The 2,874-nt window shown below is 62.9% G+C and carries 2 protein-coding genes; both read right to left on the reverse strand.

Annotation, left to right across the window (positions count from 1 at the left end; all coding sequences use genetic code 11):
* Positions 1–207: 207 nt before the first annotated feature.
* A complete protein-coding gene (preA, locus tag GIV35_RS27050; RefSeq protein ID WP_105227227.1) occupies positions 208–1,482 on the reverse strand; it encodes an NAD-dependent dihydropyrimidine dehydrogenase subunit PreA in 1,275 nt (424 codons plus the stop codon).
* Positions 1,482–2,843 (reverse strand): NAD(P)-dependent oxidoreductase, encoded by a 1,362-nt coding sequence (locus GIV35_RS27055; protein ID WP_236491459.1) that lies wholly within the window; start codon positions 2,841–2,843, stop codon positions 1,482–1,484. Before GIV35_RS27055 ends, preA begins: the two co-directional genes overlap by 1 nt.
* Positions 2,844–2,874 lie beyond the last annotated feature (31 nt).

The raw sequence follows: 2,874 nt of genomic DNA on the forward strand, positions 1-2,874 counted from the left end.
GCAAGCCAGCTCCCACATTGGATCGCGGGGCATCAGTTATATCTGTGTCGGCTGCCAGGCCGTCACGGGAGCAAGCTCCCTCGCCACAGATTTAGCGTCGTGCCGAAGTTGTGTAGATACCTATGCCTATCGCAGGCAAGCCAGCTCCCACATTGGAACGCATTCCAACTGTGGGAGCTGGCTTGCCTGCGATAGCGAACTAAAGGGTTACACCGCTTCCCGGTAAGGATTGCGCGGGTCCTGCGTCCAGTTCAAAAACGGCTTGCCGGTATCGATCGGCACCATCTCGATGCAGTCGGCCACCGGGCAAGTGATCTGGCAGAGGTTGCAGCCCACGCACTCATCGTCGATCACCTCATACAGATGCGTGCCATCGGCCTGCTTCAAGCTGGCAATGGCCTGGTGCGAAGTGTCCTCGCAGGCAATATGGCAACGCCCACAGCCAATGCACGCCTCTTGATCAATCTTGGCGATGACCTGGTAGTTGATGTCCAGGTACTTCCAGTCTGTGGTATTGCCCACTGCCCTCCCGGAAAACGCTTGCAGGTTGGTATGGCCCTGGCTGTCCATCCAGCGCGACAAGCCGTCCTTCATCTCTTCAACGATGCGAAACCCATGCAGCATCGCCGCCGTGCATACCTGCACCGCGCCGCAGCCCAGGGCGACGAATTCCGCGGCGTCGCGCCAGGTACCGATGCCGCCGATGCCGCAGATCGGCAGGCCGTTGGTCTGTGGGTCACGGGCGATTTCGGCGACCATGTTCAGTGCAATCGGCTTGACCGCCGAGCCGCAATAACCGCCATGGGTGCTCTGGGTACCGACCACCGGCAGCGCGACCATGCGCTCCAGGTCTACGCTGGTGATGGAGTTGATGGTGTTGATCAGCGACACCGCATCGGCGCCGCCTCGATAGGCCGCCCGCGCCGCCACGCGGATGTCGGTGATGTTCGGCGTGAGCTTGACGATCACCGGCAGCGAACAATACGTCTTGCACCAGCGCGTCACTTGCTCCACGTACTCCGGCACCTGGCCGACGGCAGCGCCCATGCCCCGTTCGGGCATGCCATGAGGGCAGCCGAAGTTCAGCTCGATGCCGTCGCAGCCGGTCGCCTCCACCAAGGGCAGGATGTTTTTCCAGGACGCTTCGACACAAGGCACCATGAGCGAGACGATCAGTGCGCGGTCCGGCCAGTCCTTTTTCACCTCGGTGATTTCCCGCAGGTTGATCTCCAGGGAACGGTCGGTGATCAGTTCGATATTGTTGATGCCCAGCACTTCGCGGTTGGCGCCATAGTGCGCGGAGTAACGCGACGACACGTTCACCGCCGCCGGATCTTCCCCCAGGGTTTTCCACACGACGCCACCCCAGCCGGCCTCGAAGGCGCGCACCACGTTGTAGGCTTTGTCGGTGGGCGGCGCGGAGGCCAGCCAGAACGGATTGGGCGCTTTGATACCGGCGAATACAATCGAGAGATCGGCCATTACGCAGCCTCCACAGTCAGCATGAGTTGGGCATGCATGGCTTCGGCGGCCCGCTTGCCATGTTGTACCGCCTGAACGGTGAGGTCCTGGCCGAGGCTGACGCAATCGCCGCCGGCATACACCCCTGGGATGCTGGTGCGCAGTTGCTCATCGACGAAGATGCGCTCGCCGACGCGATGCAGTTGCTGGGCCAGCGGATCGTGCAGGGCGTCGTTGTCGAAGCCTTGCCCGATCGCCTTGAAGATCGCGTCGGCGGCCAGTTCGAAGGTTTCCCCGGTAGGCAGCAGGCGACCGTTTTCCAGGCGGGTGCGGGCAAAGCGCATGCCGCGTACGCGGCCTTGGTCATCGAGCAGGACCTCGTCGGGTTGGGCCCAGGTCAACAGCCGTACTTGATTGGCCTTGGCGATGTCCTGTTCGTGGTGGGTTGCGCCCATGTCGGCCAGGCCACGGCGGTATACCAGGTTGACATCGCGGGCACCGAGGCGGGCCATCTGCACGGCCATGTCGATGGCGGTGTTGCCGGCGCCGAGCACGATGCAGCGGTCGGCCAGGGGCAGTTGGCTGAGGTCATCGGCCTGGCGCAGTTCGCGGATATAGTCGGTGGCGGCGAGCAGGCCGGGGGCGTCCTCAAAGGGCAGGCCCAGTTGTTTGCTGGCAGCGAGACCCAGGCCAAGGAACACTGAATCGAATTGCTGGTGCAGTTCGCTCAAGGTCAGGTTGTCGCCCAGGCGCTGGCCGTGGCGAACCTCGATGCCGCCAATCTGCAGGAGGAAATCCAGTTCCTTCTGGGCGAAGTCGTCCACCAGTTTGTATTTGGCGATTCCGTATTCATTCAGTCCGCCGGCTTTTTCCCGCGCTTCGAAAATCACCACGTCATGACCGTGCAAGGCGGCGCGGTGGGCGCAGGCCAAACCCGCAGGCCCGGCACCGACCACGGCGATGCGCTTGCCAGTGGGCGCGGCGCGTTGGAACGGGTGTTCGCTGAAGTGCGCGTTGTCGATGGCATAGCGTTGCAACAGGCCGATCAGCACGGGGGCGCATTCTTCGGCGTTATTGCGTACGCACGCTTGCTGGCAAAGGATTTCCGTCGGGCACACCCGTGCGCAACTGCCACCGAGGATGTTGGCCGAGAGGATCTTCTGCGCGGCCCCTTGCACGTTCTCGGTGTGGATACTGCGGATGAACGAAGGGATGTCGATCTCGCTGGGGCACGCATTCACACAAGGCGCGTCGTAGCAGTACAGGCAGCGCGAGGCTTCCAGTTGGGCCTGGCGGGCGTTGAGGGGCGGTGCCAGGTCGGTGAACTGGCTGGCGAGGGGGTGTCTCTTGTACACATCTGAGCCGGCCGAAGAAGGGAGGATGGGGTGGGTGTCGGTGGTGGGGGAGTGGTGG

It is taken from the genome of Pseudomonas sp. PA-1-6B (genome assembly GCF_021609545.1).
Lineage (GTDB): Bacteria > Pseudomonadota > Gammaproteobacteria > Pseudomonadales > Pseudomonadaceae > Aquipseudomonas > Aquipseudomonas fluorescens_BV.

Bases quoted from the DNA above. Each gene is read 5' to 3' on its own strand.
- preA (WP_105227227.1), bottom strand. From the start codon at position 1,482: ATGGCCGATCTCTCGATTGTATTCGCCGGTATCAAAGCGCCCAATCCG.